This is a genomic window from Bathymodiolus japonicus methanotrophic gill symbiont, assembly GCF_019721995.1.
Taxonomy (GTDB): domain Bacteria; phylum Pseudomonadota; class Gammaproteobacteria; order Methylococcales; family Methylomonadaceae; genus Methyloprofundus.
In genome coordinates, this window is record NZ_BLYC01000039.1 from 1 (window position 1) to 15,640 (window position 15,640).

Consider the following 15,640-nt stretch of genomic DNA (forward strand, 5'->3'; position numbering starts at 1 on the left):
TAAAGTACACATTCTAAACCAATATAAAAAATGGCAGACTAATACCTCCAATTAACTCAGGAGTGAATTTATGAGTCCATCTCAAAATAAAGCGGCTATGCAAAACATCATATACCGCAATGGCAAGCCAGTCGTTTAACTCAGGTCGGGTATTGCAAAGCCCATGATATCAAGCTGCATATCTTCAGTTATTACAAAAAGCAATTCAGTTCGCTCGCTCCACCAGTGTTACAAGCCAAGCAATTGGTTCCGGTAACACTGGTTGCAGAGGACATGTTGAACGGATCAGGCGTACCTGCTGATTCATCAGTTATCAAAGTGACTCATTCTAATGGCTTCAGTCTGGAAATTTGTGCCAGTACAGAACTTGCATCATTAAAGCCGCTACTGAAACTGGTTAGGTCTATCTCATGATAAACGGGCTTGTTGTTAATCAAGTGTTTTTGGGCGACCGGCGTTACTGATATGCGTAAATCTATCAATGGTCTGTCACTGATTGTTTCGGAACAGTTTGGCCATGATCCCTTTGCCGGAAGTATTTTGTCTTTTGTAACCGCTCTCGCGATAAACTGAAAATACTCTATTGGGAGTGTAAGGGTTCTGGCTTTATTATCGGCGCCTGGATAAGGGGAAGTTTCAGTGGCAACCGAGTAAACGAACATCCGTTATCATTAACCTTACGTGAATTACACTGGTTACTGGAAGGTTTATCCTATCGGCAAGCGCAAGCTCCATACCGCTATTTCTGCTTAATAAATAATTGATTTGTTGCGTTATTTTACGTGGAAAATATCTAATAAAACAGCCAGTTAAATGATTATTTAACCTGTTGGTGTATAATAACACCATGAAATCACTTCCTGAAAACACTGCCAGCACGAGACGAATGTACTGCACAAAATGGTGCTGGACTATCAGTCGACAGTGGATCAATTACAGGAAAAACTGACATGGTATGAGGAGCAGTTTCGTCTGTTGCAACATAAGCGTTTTGCACCTCCAGTGAGAAATGCCCGGGTCAATGGAGTTGTTTAATGAAGCGGAGTCCATTCTTGATAGCTTAAAGCAGGATGATTCCGACCCTGAAGAAACCCTAAGCTATCAGCGTAAAAAGCCAGGCCGCAAGCCATTATCCAGAGATATCCCGCGCGAAGTTATCCGTTATGAATTACCTGAAGCAGAGCGTTTTTGTGCCTGCGGTCATGCATTGCATGAGGCTGGCGAAGACAAGTCAGAGCAGTTAGAAATCATTCCTGCCCAGATCAAAGTCATTGAACATATACAGATCAAGTTATGGCTGCCGCACCTGTGAAAATGGCATTATCAGTGCACCAAAACCCGCACAGCCCATTCCTCGTAGTTTTTGCCTCGGCAAGTTTATTAGCTTACATTATTGTCGCCCAAGTTCATGGATAGCCTGCCACTTTACCGGCAGGAACCATTTTCAAGCGCTTAAGTGTTGACCTTTCTCGTGCCACGCTATCTAACTGGGTTATTAAAGTCCGCTGAATTGCTCCAGCCCTTTTATGATCGACTGCATGCTCTGCTGATTCTACAGAAGATCCTCCAGGCCGATGAAACAACCTTAAATGTGATTCGGGATGGTCGAGAGACGAAATCGAAATCCTATATGTGGCTCTATCAGAGTGCGTGAGCATGAATCCGAGCACCCGATCGTTTTGTATGATTATCAGCCAACGCGCGGCAGGAGCGCATGCTGAAAGCTTCTTGCGGGCCTTTTCAGGTCACTTGCAGGTAGATGGCTATGCAGGCTATCATGCACTGGCATCAGATGATTGTATCCTCGTGGGGTGTATGGCACATGCGCGGCGTAAATTCGATGAAGCGCTAAAAGCCCTCCTAAAGAGAGTCGCAAGAATAAAATGGGGCTGGCTCAAACCGCATTACGTAAGTTTGCCCGACTGTATGCACTTGAAAAACAGATCAAAGACCTGACGATAGAGCAACGTTATTACAGCGTCAGGAAAAACAGCAACCTTTACTGGAAGAGTTAAAGCAGTGGTGCGATAACAACCTTACCAAGACAGCAAAGGACAGCGCAATAGGTAAAGCCATTCGTTACACTATTAACCAGTGGGGTAGCTTGATCCGCTATATTGATGACGGTAATATACAAATTGATAATAATGCCGCTGAACGGCATATCAAACCGTTTGTGATTGGACGTAAAAACTGGCTGTTTAACCAGACACCACGCGGTGCAAATGCCAGCGCACTACTTTACAGTCTTGTGCAAACAGCCGTTGCTAATAACCTGGAACCTTTTGATTACCTGAAACACTTATTAACTGAACTACCCAAGCTGGGTAGGCATTATGAACCAGAAGCACTGGATCAGTTTTTGCCCTGGAACTTGATTGAAAAAATTAAGCCTCTAAAGTAATTAGGGTAGCTTGTCTAGGTGGAGAGAATTGACGCTTACGATTAAACGGTAAACCATGTCCAAAATAAATTGAAACGGCACATATGACCCGAAAGGGACAAACGCTGAAAATCCTGGAAACGGAGCTTTAGCGAAGTGAAGATTTTTAGTCCGCGATAGCCGTAGGGCCGTTGTTTTGTCGGAGTCTGAGCGTTAGCGAAGGTGGAGACAAAATAAAAGGCCATCCGACACGGCGTCAAGTCATTTGGAGCCTATGTTCCGACCCCTTGTTGGGTCGGGACGAGGTGACGAGGACGAATCGGGGCCGCCGGAGGCATAAGTGGTCGCGTTAAGTTTTTGCTGCTTGCTTGGGCTGGGATGCCCAAAACAAGCTTTCGCAAAAATAGCGACTCCCCGATGTCTGAGGAAAATATTCCTGCTTATAAGCAGTTTATGGCTTTAGCAGGATAGTTATGCCTGAAGGACAGGAGGTCTGCGCTTTTAATAATTATTGCGACAGAACTATTTTTTGCGACACCCTCCCCACTTAGAATGCACGTACTGGAATGACTGAGATTGCCCAGTCCTTACCTATATTGTAATGGATACCGTTCTTGAAGTCCGTTACATACGCATTAGTACCACTTATCTCAGAAGATGAGAATATATAGTTGAGATGTGAATGCTCAGTCTCAAGATAGGGTTCATTAAACCCACTATAATATAATTCTCTAAGCTCAAGATAAGATGGTGTAAACCAATCTAAGACTCCATTAGGTGCTACATAGTTGTCCACGGCTTCGAAAATTGTAGGATATCGGTGTGAACTATTATTACAAGATGTATTGTAAAGAATTGTATCGGAGTTATATCGACCATCTCCAATTTTTATACCGCCTAATCCAACCGTAACACCATGACATCCCCACACAAGATTCTTTAATTTATCTGGCGCAGCCTCTAAACCATGTCGTCCATCATCAATCGTATAGAATACAACCCCACCTCCTAAACCCCTATCACCAACCTCAAATATCTTTGCGCACTCACTTACTTGGGCATTTACAAGCTTTTCGGTATATTGCAAATCATCTAATTCAGGATCTCGTGTATGAGATCCATCACAAGGATCTGGTTCAATGTACTCGTCTGTCACATCCAACAACTCGAAATCATCATCAGCATATGTAAAAGCTTGTGCACTTGAGGCTACCCCTAATAAGAGTACGCCTGTTATTAAAATATTCATGTATACCAATACCTTCGCCAAAATAAGGGAGAGAAAAAACTAAGGATGGCCAGAAATCAGTAAAATACTAGGTCACAACACCACAGCACTTACCAAAATCTGACCATGTTCGAAATCATAGCAGTACTTGAAGCCTTGAGTCCAAGCTTATCGACCAAAAAACTGAAACACTTAGCAGGCGCGCCATGCTACCTCACGAAATTCTGGGACTCCTGTCGCCATAATTCGTTCACCTACGCAGCGGATGGGAGATGCCCTGAACGCCCTGCGTCCGCAACGACTACGCACAAAAGCCGCTTCGTCATTACTACCTCACTGGCTGGACGGCTATTCGGAATGCAATTCTTGCTCCTCTCGCGTGCTGCTAGCACACGTCGAATCAGCGAATTGCCCTGTCGCCTATCAGGGGCTAAAAATCACCACTTCGCTAAGCTCCGTTTCCATGATTTTCAGCGGGAGACAGAACCATTATATGGTCAATGCAGTCGCCTGCTTGGTTGCTTATTCATACCAAGAAAAAAAGCCTGCTCTCAACCTAAGAAGAGAAGATTTATTGCCTTTGCTATAATTCCTTATCCCGAACTCAGGTTAAATAGGGTTATTTCAAGTTTAAAGCATAGCCAGCATAAGTTTAAATACACAATAAAAATCTACTTCTAATTACTATATAGTATAAAAGTATTTACTATAATCCAACAGACTATAGTATTTTATACTATAGAGTTTTATAGTTACCTATAATGAGGCTATCTCTATGAAAAATATAAAACTTGTGAGTATTTGGAACCCAAAGGGAGGACAAGGTAAGTCAATGCTTGCGATTAATTTAGCAGCGGCATCTATAGAAATTGGTATTAAGCCAATGGTTATTTGTCAGGATCAACAGGGAACATCAATAAACTATTTCAGAGAAGGAAGCCTTAATTTTGAAGTCTTAGGTGAAATTCCCCAAGAAAAGCCCGATGTAGATATTGTCTTTTTTGACCATCAAGCTAGTGACTGGGAAGTTCCTAGTACCCATTTGCTCGTCATGCCTTTAAAACCTGCGCGTGACCAATATGCAACTTATATTGACGCGCTTAAACGTGCAAAAACTAAAAATAAAGAAGTTATTACCGTAGTAACTGATGGACAGGCACACAGAAAAAGCGAAAAAAGCACCACTGCCTATTTAAAAGAGCAAGGTGCATTCGTTATTCCTTCTAGTGGCGTTTTTAGTCGCGCATCAGAAGACTATAGAAGTATTTTTGATAGCAGTATGAACAAAGCTTATAAGGTGGGTGAACGGCGACGTGAAATTTCAAAAATTCTTGGCGCAATTCTCCTCAAACAATCAGACAACTCTCAAAACTAAAGAAGAAAAGCCATGAACAATAAACCTGCTTGGATGAACCAAGAAGAACAGCGTGCTGACGAATTAACAGAAAATGAACAAACATCGAATGATAACGCGCCAAAATTAGTAAGAGTTATCAAAGCTCCCCCACGAAAACAAAAAGCTTTTTATATTCAAGAAAAATTTTCTAATGCTTTTGATGACTTAGCGCATAAGCAAAAAAAAGTTAAGGGGAAAAAAGCAACTGAATTAGCTGAGGAAGCTATCAAAATGCTCTTAATAAAATACGGAGAGAATACTAAAAATTTATAGTATAGAATATGATACTATAAAACTATATATTTTTATTTGTACGTTATATATTAACTTATAAAAATATAAATCAATGACAGCTAACAAACAACTTAAAAAGCCTCCAAGTCGAACAATAGCGAGTATTCAACATGATTTGTTTGCTCAATTTTTAACAAACAATGAAAATAATGTTTCTAATACAATTGAATATTGGGAACGCATACCAAAATACTTCATTTCAGCAAATCAACAAAAAAAGCTGAGAACCTCCGATGGTTTAGCTCAATCTTACAGTTATGAATACACTCGCTGTCAGCCCCGGACGGGCTGATAGTCTCCAGAAGGCGCAGGGAAATTTGCCAATCCGAAGTGCGCGATAGCGCGCGAGGGAGGCTAAAATTTTATCCCGAATAGCCGTAGAGCCATTTGTGGTAGCCATGACTGAGCTGCTTTGTGCTCAGTCTGTGGCGGACGCAGGGCGGCTGGAGCATCTCCTATTCGCTGCGTAGGTGAACGAATTACGGCGACAGGAGTCCCGGAATTTCGTGAGGTAGCATGGCGCGCCTGATCTAATTGTTTGGCCTCACGCCCCCATCCTTCATAAAGCTTCCAGTCCTCAAAGAAAACCTCAATCAGCCATCTCAACGTTATAAAACCCTAAATTGTAAATGTAATGATTTCGTATAAATATCCACAGGTTGTACATGATAGTAGCCCTAGTCTTTGACTATAAAAGGATTATAGGTATAGTACAATCTATATTATGTTGCACACTAAATAGCGTTTTATTATGAAGTTTAAAAAGTTACTTCCTCCCTAGGGCAAAGAGTCCCCAGAATACTGTTGCTTGTTGCAATAAGCCAACTCTTTATTTTGAAATGGTTTACCGTTTAATCTTTGTTTTCTGTAACAGCTATAACAAACCACATACCCACAATTAGTCAATCGCTTATTGGCGGGCATGTGAGTCCCTTAAAGACCCACAAAACCCTTAATTGGTGTACATAGCAGGGGTTAGCTGTTAAAACGTCTTAAAAGCGATATAAAACGCCTTAGCGAAGAGCTGGCTCGCCATGTGTACTGTGCGTTATCCTTTTTAGAGTACTCGGATTCAATTGTAAAAACACAGGCGCACCATGCTACCTCACGAAATTCCGGGACTCCTGTCGCCGTAATTCGTTCACCTACGCAGCGAACAGGAGATGCTTCAGCCGCCCTGCGTCCGCCACAGACTGAGCACAAAGCAGCTCAGTCATGGCTACCACAAATGGCTCTACGGCTATTCGGGATAAAATTTTAGCCTCCCTCGCGCGCTATCGCGCACTTCGGATTGGCAAATTTCCCTGCGCCTTCTGGAGACTATCAGCCCGTCCGGGGCTGACAGCGTCAGGCGCGTCCAAGATAGAAAATTCCAGATACGATAAAAAAAGTTACTTACCCCTTGGGCGAAGAATAAAAACAGGTTCATAACCAGGTTTACACAAATACGTATCTTTTGCGACAGAACGAGAAAATGCCATCTAGCACCTTGTAGACTATGTATTTATCTAGGGTAAAGCTGGCAATCCTAGTTCCTCGAGAAATGTATTATGCGTTTTGGTTGCTGTCAAAACCTTCTCTTCTAAGGATGTTAAATCATTGTGAACTTCTTTTAGGTCGATGATAGGCTCTGGCTTTGCCGTACTAACATAACGTGAAATATTCAGGTTGAAATCATTTTTTTCAATTTCACGCATGTTTACACACCGTGAATATCTCACTTCTTCAGTTCTGAATTGATAACATTCGACTATTTTTTTAATATCATTTGGCTCGCCATCTTTACCATCACGTAATCGATTCTGACGTTTGCCTTTTTCAAAATATTCACTGGCATTAATAAACAACACATCATCGTGCTTTTTGCATTTTTTTAGCACCAAAATACATACAGGAATCCCAGTTGAGAAAAATAGATTGGCAGGCAAACCAATAACAGTATCGATATGGCCGTCTTTAAGTAGCTTAGTACGAATGCGGTTTTCTGCACCACCACGAAATAGCACGCCGTGAGGCAATATAATGGCCATCGTGCCTTCGTCACTTAAAAAGCTAAAGCCATGTAATAAAAAAGCAAAATCAGCTGCCGATTTAGGAGCTAACCCATGGCTTTTGAAGCGAAAGTCTTCGCTTAACGACTCATTAGGTTCCCAACGGTAACTAAAAGGAGGGTTTGCGACGACAGCATCTACCTTTAGCTTTTTAGCAGGGTTCATTTCATTAAGAAGGCTCCAATCATTGATCAGTGAATCACCATGATAGATTTCAAATTCAGAATCCTTAACCCCATGTAGCAACATGTTCATACGGGCTAAGTTATACGTCGTAATGTTAGACTCTTGCCCGTATATTTTACCAATACCGTTAGCGCCTAACTTATGACGTACGTTTAACAATAACGAACCTGAACCACAGGCAAAATCGAGTACTTTATTTAATTTTTTCTTTTGCCCTGTGGTTGGGTCTTGGCTATCAAGGGTGACGATTTCAGACAAGATATTGGATAATTGTTGCGGCGTATAAAACTCACCCGCTTTTTTTCCAGAACCTGCCGCAAACTCACCAATCAGGTATTCATAGGCATCACCCAATACATCACTATCGGTTGAAAAATCAGCAATGCCTTCTGCAATTTTTGAAATGATATTGCAGAGTTTAGCATTCCGGTCTTCGTGATTTTTACCCAGCTTTTCAGAATTTAAATTAATCTCTGAAAACAAGCCTTGGAAATTATCTCCAAAGGATTCGTTTTCAATGTATTTAAAACCATTCTGTAGGGTAGCAAGCAAGTCAGCATCTTGTGTTCTAGCTAACTCTGCGATGCTGCTCCACAGGTATTCTGACTTAATCACATAATGCACTTTACGGCGCATTTGCTTTTCAAACTCGGCAATATCCTCTGTATTTTTCTCATACCACACAGCCAAGGGGGAACGCTTATCGATTTCTTCAAGCTTAGGATAATCAGCGCCTAATTCTTTGTTGGCTGCTAACTCGTAGTTATCTGACAAATACCGTAAAAACAAAAACGACAACATATAATCCCGAAAGTCATCCGCATTCATTGCGCCACGTAATTGGTCGGCAATACCCCAAAGGGTTCTACCCAGTTCTTTCTGTTGTTCTTTTGTCATGATTAGGTTGACTCTTCTATGTTTTTATCTATTTGCTTAGGGAATAGTTCAGGATTAAACCTGTAATTAGTCATAAAATCCCCTAATATTTATTTGAAATACTTTTTGTTTTCACCCTGATTAGTGCAACCAGCGAGTCTAAATAGGTTGATTGATTGTTTATATATCCCCCCCCTAGTTATCGACGGGAAATAGTTGCTGCATCAGGCCTTTCTTATGATCTTTGAGTGATTCTATTTTTTTGGCTTGGGCGGTGATGAGATCGTCTATGGAAGATAGGCAGTCGGCAATTTTTTGTTGTTCGCCTGGTATTGGGTAGGGAAGTGGTATTTCTTCAAAATCATCATTAGCAATGCTCATTCGGTCGTGTCTTGCACCGCTGTTAGACACTACTCTCAGATGTTTATACCAGTGTGTGGATTTAAAGTACTGCTCATAAAAACTATTACTACTATTTTGAAACCTAAAGACAGTATACAGCGGGGAGTCGCTATTTTTGCGAAAGCTTGTTTTGGGCATCCCAGCCCAAGCAAGCGGCAAAAACTTAACGCGACCACTAATGCCTCCGGCGGCCCCGATTCGTCCTCGTCACCTCGTCCCGACCCAACAAGGGGTCGGAACATAGGCTCCAAATGACTTGACGCCGTGTCGGATGGCCTTTTATTTTGTCTCCACCTTCGCTAACGCTCAGACTCCGACAAAACAACGGCCCTACGGCTATCGCGGACTAAAAATCTTCACTTCGCTTAGGCTCCGTTTCCCTGATTTTCAGCGAAGGCGACATACCCCCCTTGCCAACCTTGTTCTTAGATATCGGGCCAACTGGTGCGAATTTAGAAATTCTAGGGTTATAAACATAGTCGCCCTTCTCAACAATAAAATACCCTGAAAGATTGTTTTTGTTGGCAATATCTTTATCAAAGTAGTCTCGTTGGTCGACAATTCCATTTATTGCTGAGTTGGTAAGAACACGATCTAAGTATGTTACAGGCAGATATTAAAGGCGCACAGGCAACGGCTAAAGGCTTGCGTCATGGCTTCGGGGTGAATGCTTCAATTAAAACCAGAAACCCGCGATTAATTCAAAAATGGCTAGGGCATACCAGCATAGAAAATACCATGATTTATATGGACGCAATCGGACAGGAAGAACGCGAAACCGCTTTAAAAATGTGGGAATAAAACGGTTTTTGTAACAATAAATGTAACTACTCAGCGTGTTTTTTAACTTCGCTGAAAATCATGGAAACGTAGCTTAGCGAAGTGGTGATTTTTAGTCCCTGATAGGCGACAGGGCAATTCGCTGATTCGACGTGTGCTAGCAGCACGCGAGAGGAGCAAGAATTGCATTCCGAATAGCCGTCCAGCCAGTGAGGTAGTAATGACGAAGCGTCTTTTGTGCGTAGTCGTTGCGGACGCAGGGCGTTCAGGGCATCTCCCATCCGCTGCGTAGGTGAACGAATTATGGCGACAGGAGTCCCGGAATTTCGTGAGGTAGCATGGCGCGCCTGTAAAATCAAATGGATATATTTTAATTTAACCTGACTTTAGTCATTTTCACCTTTAACAAAGGGGTGAAAATCGGACTAAGATTCAGAGAGATACATTAATTATTATTTTAAATCAATCTGTTATGAGTTTAAATTACGCTGAGTAGTTACCAATAAATCAAGATTAAAATTAAAAGTATTTAAGGCTTGATTTAGAATTCGCATGTATGTACAGTTGTATATACACCTAAGGGACTAGCCATGTATGAATGGAACGAAGAAAAAAACAATAAGAACCTATCGGAAAGAGGGCTAGATTTTTCAGATGCAGAAAAAGTTTTTTTAGGGCAATGCGTTACTTTTGAAGATACAAGGCGAGATTATGGCGAACCGCGCTTTATAACTTTTGGATTGTTAGAAAATAGAACCGTAGTCATAGCCCATACTCCACGCGGGAATAAAACTAGAATTATCTCAATGAGGAAGGCGAATAACCGTGAACAAAAAACCTATAAAGAGCGACTTAAAACGACTTGATGCAATGGCAGATAAAGAAATAGATTATTCAGAAATAGCTGAATTTGACGCGGAATTTTTACGCACCGTGGAAATGAAAATAACGCCCGTAAAAAAAGCGGTATCTATTCGCCTAGATGCAGATGTATTGGATTGGCTAAAATCTCAAGGAAAGGGCTATCAAAGCCATATTAACGCGGTTTTGCGTTCTTATTACGAAGCTCACAAGAACCATTAAAACCAGTGTGAGGCTTGCGGGTTATTTCTTGGCGTTTTTGAAGTCTTGAAGCTGGCAGAATTTGCGAGCTATGCGAATGTATATACAAAATGGCTACGCATTTTTTATATACATTCGCGCTCGGCAAGCGGGGAGTCGCTATTTTTGCGTCGGGGAGTCGCTATTTTTGCGAAAGCTTGTTTTGGGCATCCCAGCCCAAGCAAGCAGCAAAAACTTAACGCGACCACTAATGCCTTCGGCTGCCCAGACGTCCTGCGTACGTGCCACTTCGCCACACCATCGTAAACTCGGTGCTGGCTACGTAGCACTCCCTCAAATGACTGGACCGCGTTTCGGAATACCTTTTTTTGTCTCCACCCTCGCTACCGCTCAGACTCAGACACAACAACGGCCCTACGGCTATCGCGGACTAAAAATATTCACTTCGCTAAAGCTCCGTTTCCAGGGTTTTCAGCGAATGTGAGACATAGGTCTCAAAATTTCGTGAGGTAGCATGGCGTCCCTGCAGTGCTTATTTTTTATACTTTTCTTCAATTCTTTCGCCCTTAACTTCATGTACTCGACTTTTCTTAGTTTTTCATAACCCTTAGCGTTTACAAAAGCTTGAGACCACAACTCTTTATCAATTTCTTCTCCATTGTCATATTCGTCTTCGACCAGTACATAAAATTTTTTATACTTGTCTTCTAAGTTTGACTCAATTTTTTCTTTGATATCTCTCACTGCACCTATTGCGGCTGAAATTATTTCAATACTTAAAAAGCTAATAGTAAAAGAGATGATACCTACTATTCCCATTAACAAACCCATGTCATCTCTACTCACCCTAGTAAACTCGTGAAGAAAGAAGGCAAAAGCAACAACGATTGCAACAAATAAAAAAAATGCTTTTACAATCGATAGACCGATTGCGGCTCGAATTGTTTCAATGCCTAAAAAGCTAATAGTAAAAGAGATGATGCATGCTATTACCATGAGCACCTGAATGTCATTTCCGCTCACCCAAGTAAACTCGTCAAGAAAGACGGGGAGTCGCTATTTTTGCGAAAGCTTGTTTTGGGCATCCCAGCCCAAGCAAGCAGCAAAAACTTAACGCGACCACTTATGCCTCCGGCGGCCCCGATTCGTCCTCGTCACCTCGTCCCGACCCAACAAGGGGTCGGAACATAGGCTCCAAATGACTTGACGCCGTGTCGGATGGCCTTTTATTTTGTCTCCACCTTCGCTAACGCTCAGACTCCGACAAAATAACGGCCCTACGGCTATCGCGGACTAAAAATCATCACTTCGCTTAGGCTCCGTTTCCCTGATTTTCAGCGAAGGCAAAAGCAAAAGCGATTGCAACAGATAAAATAAATGCTTTTGCAATCGATAGTAAGTATTTCATGTGTTATCCAATTTGTTTAGTGTATAAAGGTAAGCGTCAATCAAATGGTTCTGTCGCAAGTATTATTGGAAATTTAGGCTCCTAACGCATTGAAGAAGAAAAAGCCTTAATTATAATTTCAATTTTACCATAAATAATTATTGGGAAACTTCAGGATAGTTATATTAACGCGGTTTTAGCGATTCCCACTACTTCCGAACGGCTTTTCATCAGGCGCGACAGAACCCTTTAAAGCGTTTCACTCCGCTCAAGCAACCATTGATGGAATTGAAACAGCACATATGATCCGAAAGGGACAATTGTCTGAGGAAAATATTCCTGCTTATAAGCAGTTTATGGCTTTAGCAGGATAGTTATGCCTGAAGACCAGGAGCTCTGCGCTTTTGATAATTATTGCGACAGAACCCCCTTGATCGGTAGCTCTGTCCTGACCTATTCCAATATCATCTATACCAAAAATTATTGAAGGTGCTTGAAAAATTAATGAAATCAAGGCAAACTACAGCTCATGAAAATTACACTGAGTTCAACGGATAAAAAAGCGTTAGAGTTACATCATGAAAAGCAAATAGTTTTTCGTGCCAACCGTTTAATCCACGTTCTCAAATTTAAATTTTTACGAGATACTCAGGCCCAATAACAGATTTAACCCACTACCGATTCAGTTTTAATATGAATATACCTATATATTTGTTAATTTTACTATCCTTATCCACTTTTTCTGCAAATTCTACAGGACTTTTGAAGTCAAGGTTTGCTGATCCAGATGCGTTAGTTTATTCGAATAAGGTGTATTTTTCAGGAACTGGTGGTATTAACTCTGAATCCCTCGCTGAAAATCAGGGAAACGGAGCCTAAGCGAAGTGATGATTTTTAGTCCGCGATAGCCGTAGGGCCGTTATTTTGTCGGAGTCTGAGCGTTAGCGAAGGTGGAGACAAAATAAAAGGCCATCCGACACGGCGTCAAGTCATTTGGAGCCTATGTTCCGACCCCTTGTTGGGTCGGAACGAGGTGACGAGGACGAATCGGGGCCGCCGGAGGCATTAGTGGTCGCGTTAAGTTTTTGCCGCTTGCTTGGGCTGGGATGCCCAAAACAAGCTTTCGCAAAAATAGCGACTCCCCGATGACTTTTTTTCTACATCAACAGAAAATTTTATTAATGTAGCTAACAATGAGTCCAATTTAAAGGCTAACTTTTATCTGAATTACAATCCTCGTGATGTAGTTAATACTAATTTTGGGGATCTCCATAGATATTGTGATATTGTTGCTCCTGATATACATAATGATGGTATTAATCTATCTCTTACCTTTACAGCTACTTTTAAACCATTAACAGGTGAAAGTTGTTCAAAAATAAGAGGTCAGGATTATGCTCCTGCAATTTTTTATGCAACATGGGATGCGGAGGAAAATAATTTTGGCCCTCCAATTTTTCTTAGTTCGCCTGATAATTATGTGATTGGGACAAACGATGCTATTTCATCAGAGAACACTAATAATAGAGTTCCACGCATTGATTCAGAACAATTTACTGAAAATGGAATTACTTATTGGTCATATACGTGGTTCACAGGAAATGGTAATGCGAATAGTACAGTTAACTTATTAAATAATGAGATTATAAATAATACCTATCCAAATTTTACTTTTGATGAAGGTATTACGGAGGCGCCATTTATTTTTAAAAGAAATAGTATTTATTATTTTCTTTATTCTGAAAATAATTATGATTCAAAATATCAAATGTATTATAAAAAGGCAACAAGCCTATCCGAATTAAGTACGAATACAAATTCATGCAGATTGACGTTTAATAGCTGGGAAACTAGACCAGATAAACATTCACACGGCTATAATGCTGGACATGGTTCCGTTATTCAAATAGGTACGGAATATTACTTAATTTACCATATTGGAAATGGGAACTTTGAAAGAAGTGTGTATGTGTCAAAATTAGAGTTTGTTGGAGATGAAATCAAACAAATACCTGCCCCTTCTTTTATTGGAGGAGGAGAGCATGTAGGAAACCTCTTTCGTTGCGCCTCTTAATATTACTTCCTTTCGCTGCCAGCCATGGAGAGCGAATGCGATGACTGATAGTCATCTGAAGGCGTAGAGCCGTTGTTTTGTCGGAATTGTAGCGCTAGCGTAGGTGGAGACAAAAAAAGACATTCTGAAACGCCGTCCAGTCATTTTGAGGGAGTGGCACGTACGCAGGACGTCTGGGCGCACTTCGGATCAGAGAGTTGCCATACCACGCCTACCAAGGACTAAAAACCATCACTCCGCTTAGTCTACGTTTCCCTGGTTTTCAGCGTGGGATGCCGAAAATAAAAATAGCGACTCACAGAAATAAGAATATATAGGGCTTAAATTAAAAAAACATGAAAACTGATCAATTAGAATTTTTTCATTCAGGTACGATGCTAGATGATCCGAAACCTGGAGATAAATGGGATGTTCCTCGTTTTTTAAGTAGTAACAGTTCTGAATGGGCAAAAGTGTTAGTCAAAATTTATGAGCATCCTATGTCTTTTCCTGGTTCAGTATCACCCAACATGGGGAATTTACTGCGTGCTTTAATTATGAATATTGTTCCTAGAACAGTAGTTGAGGTAGGTTCTTATATAGGAATTTCTACTCTATGGATAGCCTCAGCAATGGCTGATTATGAATATAATAAAAAGCTATATTGTATTGATACTTTTCCAAATCACACAGATAATCCTTGGTGTCCGGGGGTCACTTTAAATGACCCTTTAGAATTTATGAAAGAAAATATAAAAAAGTGTGGATATCAAGATTTTGTTGAAATTCATAAAGGAGATTCTTTACTTTTAATTAATGAATTATTAAGTAATATTCTTAAGCCCATCGATTTTGTTTTTATTGATGGAGACCATTCTAAAGAAGGGTGTTTGTCTGACTTTCTAAATATAGAGAAATATATTGCGACAGGTGGTTATATTTTATTCCATGATGTATTTCCAAATTTTTGTGGTGTTGATGGACCTTTTTATACTTTACAAAATAAAATTATTCCTTCTGATAAATATGAGATATGTCAGATATATACAAGCCCATTAAATTTTGGATTTGCTTTAATTCGTAAGCTAAAATAAATCGGTTCTGTCGCAATACTTATCAAAAGCGCAGACCTCCTGGTCTTCAGGCATAACTATCCTGCTAAAGCCATAAACTGCTTATAAGCAGGAATATTTTCCTCAGACAATTGCCCCTTTCGGATGATATGTGCCGTTTGAATTCCATCAATTGTTGCTTGGGCGGAGTGAAACGCTTTAAAGCCCATCATCGGTTTTGTTATTTTTTTGATAAAGCGATGATCCTGTTCGATGATGTTATTCAAATATTTAACTTGTAATATGTCAATCATAGTGGCAAACCCAGCGAGGATTAACAAGAGGTTAATATTGGCTAACTCTTCATCACGGCGCTCAGAAAGCATGAAATCAAGCGTATCCCCGCGACTATCAACAGCTCGGTATGATTCGTCCTCGTCACCTCGTCCCGACCCAACAAGGGGTCGGAACATAGGCTCCAAATGACTTG

General features: G+C 40.9%; 27 protein-coding genes and 7 pseudogenes. 21 read left to right on the forward strand and 13 right to left on the reverse strand.

The window, feature by feature from the left end; genetic code table 11:
- The first annotated feature begins 111 nt into the window (after positions 1–111).
- The 7 genes and pseudogenes from tnpA (at position 112) to K6984_RS34940 (ending at position 2,404) form a co-directional block, all read left to right on the forward strand.
- A complete protein-coding gene (tnpA, locus tag K6984_RS36605) occupies positions 112–414 on the forward strand; it encodes an IS66 family insertion sequence element accessory protein TnpA (protein WP_420831713.1) in 303 nt (100 codons plus the stop codon).
- 12 nt (positions 415–426) lie between these two features.
- A pseudogene (tnpB, locus tag K6984_RS36610) lies at positions 427–764 on the forward strand (IS66 family insertion sequence element accessory protein TnpB).
- Positions 765–1,009: 245 nt separating this feature from the next.
- On the forward strand, positions 1,010–1,312 hold the full coding sequence (locus K6984_RS24910; RefSeq protein ID WP_221897876.1) for an IS66 family transposase zinc-finger binding domain-containing protein: 303 nt from the start codon (positions 1,010–1,012) through the stop codon (positions 1,310–1,312).
- A 159-nt stretch (positions 1,313–1,471) separates the two neighbouring features.
- Complete coding sequence (locus tag K6984_RS36615; RefSeq protein WP_221897877.1) at positions 1,472–1,654, forward strand: IS66 family transposase; 183 nt, start codon at positions 1,472–1,474, stop codon at positions 1,652–1,654.
- 29 nt (positions 1,655–1,683) lie between these two features.
- A pseudogene (locus tag K6984_RS36620) lies at positions 1,684–1,827 on the forward strand (IS66 family transposase); the annotation flags it as partial.
- 56 nt (positions 1,828–1,883) lie between these two features.
- A complete protein-coding gene (locus K6984_RS34935) occupies positions 1,884–2,015 on the forward strand; it encodes a hypothetical protein (protein WP_263458874.1) in 132 nt (43 codons plus the stop codon).
- Positions 2,003–2,404, forward strand: a complete 402-nt coding sequence (locus tag K6984_RS34940; protein ID WP_263458875.1) for an IS66 family transposase — start codon at positions 2,003–2,005, stop codon at positions 2,402–2,404. Before K6984_RS34935 ends, K6984_RS34940 begins: the two co-directional genes overlap by 13 nt.
- A 41-nt stretch (positions 2,405–2,445) precedes the next feature.
- Here the strand turns inward: K6984_RS34940 and K6984_RS24930 are convergent, their stop codons facing one another.
- The 3 genes from K6984_RS24930 to K6984_RS24935 form a co-directional block, all read right to left on the reverse strand.
- Positions 2,446–2,628, reverse strand: a complete 183-nt coding sequence (locus K6984_RS24930) for a hypothetical protein (protein WP_221897880.1) — start codon at positions 2,626–2,628, stop codon at positions 2,446–2,448.
- Between the two features lie 27 nt (positions 2,629–2,655).
- Positions 2,656–2,784, reverse strand: a complete 129-nt coding sequence (locus tag K6984_RS34945; RefSeq protein ID WP_263458596.1) for a hypothetical protein — start codon at positions 2,782–2,784, stop codon at positions 2,656–2,658.
- Positions 2,785–2,930: 146 nt separating this feature from the next.
- Positions 2,931–3,632 carry a hypothetical protein gene (locus K6984_RS24935; RefSeq protein WP_221897881.1) on the reverse strand — a complete coding sequence of 234 codons (702 nt, stop codon included), beginning with the start codon at positions 3,630–3,632 and terminating at the stop codon, positions 2,931–2,933.
- Positions 3,633–4,098: 466 nt separating this feature from the next.
- Here K6984_RS24935 and K6984_RS36625 point away from each other — a divergent pair.
- From K6984_RS36625 to K6984_RS24950, 3 genes and pseudogenes are all read left to right on the forward strand, one after another.
- Positions 4,099–4,200 (forward strand): annotated as a pseudogene (locus tag K6984_RS36625) (IS982 family transposase); the annotation flags it as partial.
- Between the two features lie 186 nt (positions 4,201–4,386).
- Complete coding sequence (locus K6984_RS24945; protein WP_221897883.1) at positions 4,387–4,986, forward strand: P-loop NTPase family protein; 600 nt, start codon at positions 4,387–4,389, stop codon at positions 4,984–4,986.
- Positions 4,987–4,998: 12 nt separating this feature from the next.
- Positions 4,999–5,280: a hypothetical protein gene (locus tag K6984_RS24950; protein WP_221897884.1), complete on the forward strand. Its 282-nt coding sequence runs from the start codon at positions 4,999–5,001 to the stop codon at positions 5,278–5,280.
- 259 nt (positions 5,281–5,539) lie between these two features.
- Here the strand turns inward: K6984_RS24950 and K6984_RS24955 are convergent, their stop codons facing one another.
- Positions 5,540–5,701, reverse strand: a complete 162-nt coding sequence (locus K6984_RS24955) for a hypothetical protein (protein ID WP_221897885.1) — start codon at positions 5,699–5,701, stop codon at positions 5,540–5,542.
- A 575-nt stretch (positions 5,702–6,276) separates the two neighbouring features.
- A complete protein-coding gene (locus tag K6984_RS24960; RefSeq protein WP_221897886.1) occupies positions 6,277–6,504 on the reverse strand; it encodes a hypothetical protein in 228 nt (75 codons plus the stop codon).
- 12 nt (positions 6,505–6,516) lie between these two features.
- Between K6984_RS24960 and K6984_RS24965 the strand changes: the two genes are divergently transcribed.
- A complete protein-coding gene (locus K6984_RS24965) occupies positions 6,517–6,732 on the forward strand; it encodes a hypothetical protein (RefSeq protein WP_221897887.1) in 216 nt (71 codons plus the stop codon).
- Positions 6,733–6,809: 77 nt separating this feature from the next.
- On the opposite strand, the gene K6984_RS24970 is transcribed toward K6984_RS24965, so the two are convergent.
- Together K6984_RS24970 and K6984_RS24975 are read right to left on the reverse strand one after the other, a co-directional pair.
- Positions 6,810–8,435: a type I restriction-modification system subunit M gene (locus K6984_RS24970; protein ID WP_221897888.1), complete on the reverse strand. Its 1,626-nt coding sequence runs from the start codon at positions 8,433–8,435 to the stop codon at positions 6,810–6,812.
- A gap of 174 nt (positions 8,436–8,609) precedes the next feature.
- A complete protein-coding gene (locus K6984_RS24975) occupies positions 8,610–8,954 on the reverse strand; it encodes a restriction endonuclease subunit S (protein ID WP_221897889.1) in 345 nt (114 codons plus the stop codon).
- On the opposite strand from K6984_RS24975, the gene K6984_RS34950 reads away from it, so the two are divergent.
- Positions 8,932–9,060, forward strand: coding sequence for a hypothetical protein (locus K6984_RS34950; protein WP_263458600.1), 129 nt, complete (start codon positions 8,932–8,934; stop codon positions 9,058–9,060). The two genes, K6984_RS24975 and K6984_RS34950, sit on opposite strands and share 23 nt — an antisense overlap.
- A 150-nt stretch (positions 9,061–9,210) precedes the next feature.
- On the opposite strand, the pseudogene K6984_RS31695 reads toward K6984_RS34950, so the two are convergent.
- Positions 9,211–9,429 (reverse strand): annotated as a pseudogene (locus K6984_RS31695) (restriction endonuclease subunit S); the annotation flags it as partial.
- Here K6984_RS31695 and K6984_RS24985 point away from each other — a divergent pair.
- Positions 9,417–9,617, forward strand: coding sequence for a tyrosine-type recombinase/integrase (locus K6984_RS24985; RefSeq protein ID WP_221897640.1), 201 nt, complete (start codon positions 9,417–9,419; stop codon positions 9,615–9,617). The pseudogene K6984_RS31695 and the gene K6984_RS24985 overlap by 13 nt on opposite strands.
- Before the next feature lie 26 nt (positions 9,618–9,643).
- On the opposite strand, the gene K6984_RS24990 is transcribed toward K6984_RS24985, so the two are convergent.
- Positions 9,644–9,877, reverse strand: coding sequence for a hypothetical protein (locus K6984_RS24990; protein WP_221897641.1), 234 nt, complete (start codon positions 9,875–9,877; stop codon positions 9,644–9,646).
- Between K6984_RS24990 and K6984_RS24995 the strand changes: the two genes are divergently transcribed.
- The 4 genes from K6984_RS24995 (at position 9,834) to K6984_RS25010 (ending at position 11,142) form a co-directional block, all read left to right on the forward strand.
- A complete protein-coding gene (locus K6984_RS24995; protein WP_221897891.1) occupies positions 9,834–9,980 on the forward strand; it encodes a hypothetical protein in 147 nt (48 codons plus the stop codon). The genes K6984_RS24990 and K6984_RS24995 overlap by 44 nt on opposite strands.
- 206 nt (positions 9,981–10,186) lie before the next feature.
- Complete coding sequence (locus tag K6984_RS25000; protein WP_087870282.1) at positions 10,187–10,462, forward strand: BrnT family toxin; 276 nt, start codon at positions 10,187–10,189, stop codon at positions 10,460–10,462.
- A gap of 4 nt (positions 10,463–10,466) precedes the next feature.
- A complete protein-coding gene (locus K6984_RS25005) occupies positions 10,467–10,679 on the forward strand; it encodes a BrnA antitoxin family protein (protein ID WP_221897892.1) in 213 nt (70 codons plus the stop codon).
- A gap of 166 nt (positions 10,680–10,845) precedes the next feature.
- The gene (locus K6984_RS25010; protein ID WP_221897893.1) at positions 10,846–11,142 is read left to right on the forward strand and encodes a hypothetical protein; all 297 of its coding nucleotides are present in this window, start codon (positions 10,846–10,848) and stop codon (positions 11,140–11,142) included.
- Here K6984_RS25010 and K6984_RS25015 read toward each other — a convergent pair.
- Positions 11,130–11,681: an MFS transporter gene (locus K6984_RS25015; RefSeq protein WP_221897894.1), complete on the reverse strand. Its 552-nt coding sequence runs from the start codon at positions 11,679–11,681 to the stop codon at positions 11,130–11,132. The two genes, K6984_RS25010 and K6984_RS25015, sit on opposite strands and share 13 nt — an antisense overlap.
- A gap of 39 nt (positions 11,682–11,720) precedes the next feature.
- Here K6984_RS25015 and K6984_RS34955 point away from each other — a divergent pair, with 39 nt between their 5' ends.
- Complete coding sequence (locus K6984_RS34955) at positions 11,721–11,849, forward strand: hypothetical protein (RefSeq protein ID WP_263458596.1); 129 nt, start codon at positions 11,721–11,723, stop codon at positions 11,847–11,849.
- A gap of 444 nt (positions 11,850–12,293) precedes the next feature.
- Positions 12,294–12,419 (forward strand): annotated as a pseudogene (locus K6984_RS25020) (IS6 family transposase); the annotation flags it as partial.
- Between the two features lie 205 nt (positions 12,420–12,624).
- Here K6984_RS25020 and K6984_RS36630 read toward each other — a convergent pair.
- Both K6984_RS36630 and K6984_RS34960 read right to left on the reverse strand, forming a co-directional pair.
- A pseudogene (locus K6984_RS36630) lies at positions 12,625–12,693 on the reverse strand (IS1 family transposase); the annotation flags it as partial.
- 352 nt (positions 12,694–13,045) lie between these two features.
- Positions 13,046–13,174: a hypothetical protein gene (locus K6984_RS34960; RefSeq protein ID WP_263458600.1), complete on the reverse strand. Its 129-nt coding sequence runs from the start codon at positions 13,172–13,174 to the stop codon at positions 13,046–13,048.
- Positions 13,175–13,525: 351 nt separating this feature from the next.
- On the opposite strand from K6984_RS34960, the gene K6984_RS25030 reads away from it, so the two are divergent.
- Together K6984_RS25030 and K6984_RS25035 are read left to right on the forward strand one after the other, a co-directional pair.
- Positions 13,526–14,119 (forward strand): family 43 glycosylhydrolase, encoded by a 594-nt coding sequence (locus K6984_RS25030; RefSeq protein ID WP_221897895.1) that lies wholly within the window; start codon positions 13,526–13,528, stop codon positions 14,117–14,119.
- A 335-nt stretch (positions 14,120–14,454) separates the two neighbouring features.
- Positions 14,455–15,192: a class I SAM-dependent methyltransferase gene (locus K6984_RS25035; RefSeq protein ID WP_087871483.1), complete on the forward strand. Its 738-nt coding sequence runs from the start codon at positions 14,455–14,457 to the stop codon at positions 15,190–15,192.
- Positions 15,193–15,248: 56 nt separating this feature from the next.
- Here K6984_RS25035 and K6984_RS25040 read toward each other — a convergent pair.
- A pseudogene (locus tag K6984_RS25040) lies at positions 15,249–15,617 on the reverse strand (DDE-type integrase/transposase/recombinase); the annotation flags it as partial.
- Positions 15,618–15,640: the final 23 nt, after the last annotated feature.

What these genes read in the sequence shown, in the direction of transcription:
- K6984_RS34935 (WP_263458874.1), top strand. Translation starts at nt 1,884, where the DNA reads ATGGGGCTGGCTCAAACCGCATTACGTAAGTTTGCCCGACTGTATGCA.
- K6984_RS24970 (WP_221897888.1), bottom strand. Translation starts at nt 8,435, where the DNA reads ATGACAAAAGAACAACAGAAAGAACTGGGTAGAACCCTTTGGGGTATT.
- K6984_RS25035 (WP_087871483.1), top strand. Translation starts at nt 14,455, where the DNA reads ATGAAAACTGATCAATTAGAATTTTTTCATTCAGGTACGATGCTAGAT.
- K6984_RS24950 (WP_221897884.1), top strand. Translation starts at nt 4,999, where the DNA reads ATGAACAATAAACCTGCTTGGATGAACCAAGAAGAACAGCGTGCTGAC.
- K6984_RS24935 (WP_221897881.1), bottom strand. Translation starts at nt 3,632, where the DNA reads ATGAATATTTTAATAACAGGCGTACTCTTATTAGGGGTAGCCTCAAGT.
- K6984_RS24945 (WP_221897883.1), top strand. Translation starts at nt 4,387, where the DNA reads ATGAAAAATATAAAACTTGTGAGTATTTGGAACCCAAAGGGAGGACAA.
- K6984_RS25005 (WP_221897892.1), top strand. Translation starts at nt 10,467, where the DNA reads ATGGCAGATAAAGAAATAGATTATTCAGAAATAGCTGAATTTGACGCG.
- K6984_RS24955 (WP_221897885.1), bottom strand. Translation starts at nt 5,701, where the DNA reads ATGGCTACCACAAATGGCTCTACGGCTATTCGGGATAAAATTTTAGCC.
- K6984_RS24985 (WP_221897640.1), top strand. Translation starts at nt 9,417, where the DNA reads ATGTTACAGGCAGATATTAAAGGCGCACAGGCAACGGCTAAAGGCTTG.
- K6984_RS24975 (WP_221897889.1), bottom strand. Translation starts at nt 8,954, where the DNA reads ATGCCCAAAACAAGCTTTCGCAAAAATAGCGACTCCCCGCTGTATACT.
- K6984_RS24990 (WP_221897641.1), bottom strand. Translation starts at nt 9,877, where the DNA reads ATGGGAGATGCCCTGAACGCCCTGCGTCCGCAACGACTACGCACAAAA.
- K6984_RS25000 (WP_087870282.1), top strand. Translation starts at nt 10,187, where the DNA reads ATGTATGAATGGAACGAAGAAAAAAACAATAAGAACCTATCGGAAAGA.
- K6984_RS24965 (WP_221897887.1), top strand. Translation starts at nt 6,517, where the DNA reads ATGGCTACCACAAATGGCTCTACGGCTATTCGGGATAAAATTTTAGCC.
- K6984_RS24910 (WP_221897876.1), top strand. Translation starts at nt 1,010, where the DNA reads ATGCCCGGGTCAATGGAGTTGTTTAATGAAGCGGAGTCCATTCTTGAT.
- K6984_RS24930 (WP_221897880.1), bottom strand. Translation starts at nt 2,628, where the DNA reads ATGGCCTTTTATTTTGTCTCCACCTTCGCTAACGCTCAGACTCCGACA.